The following is a 525-nucleotide window of genomic DNA, read 5'->3' on the forward strand; positions in this document are numbered from 1 at the left end:
GGCAACATCGGCAACGTGCGTCAAGGCGCCGGCGAGACCGGCTCCGCCGCCTCCCAGGTCCTCGACGCCGCCCAGGAACTCGCACGCCATTCCTCAACCCTCAGTCAGGAAGTCGACAGCTTCCTATCCGGCGTCAAAGCCGCTTGAGCGATGGGTCGCGATAACACCAACGGCCGGATCGTCGGCGCAGGCGATGCCCGCTCCTTCATCGATCATCGCGAGTTTCCAACCGTCATCGTGGCGGGCCAGATGCTCGCCTTGCCGATCGAACGCGTGCACGACGTGTTCGTTGTGAGCGACATCACCTCGGTGCCGCTCGCTTCGCCCGAGATTGCGGGGCTCTTGAACCTGCGCGGACGTGTCGTCACCGCTGTGGCGCTCCGTCGTCGGCTCGGCCTTGCCGATCTCGACACGGGCGGTCGTCGCATGGCGGTCGGCCTCGAACATCGCGGCGAAGCCTTCGGGCTTCTGGTCGATGAAGTCGGTGAGGTGCTCAAGCTCGATCCCGATGCTCTCCAACCAAAC

1 protein-coding gene and 1 pseudogene are annotated in these 525 nt (G+C 65.1%); both read left to right on the plus strand.

Annotation, left to right across the window (positions count from 1 at the left end; all coding sequences use genetic code 11):
• A pseudogene (locus AB4072_RS17120) lies at positions 1-147 on the plus strand (methyl-accepting chemotaxis protein); the annotation flags it as partial.
• A gap of 3 nt (positions 148-150) precedes the next feature.
• Positions 151-525 (plus strand): chemotaxis protein CheW (locus tag AB4072_RS17125; RefSeq protein ID WP_441969937.1); only part of this gene is annotated, 375 nt, incomplete at its 3' end.

The sequence above is a fragment of the Microvirga sp. 2MCAF38 genome, from assembly GCF_052115485.1.
Taxonomy (GTDB): Bacteria; Pseudomonadota; Alphaproteobacteria; order Rhizobiales; family Beijerinckiaceae; genus Microvirga.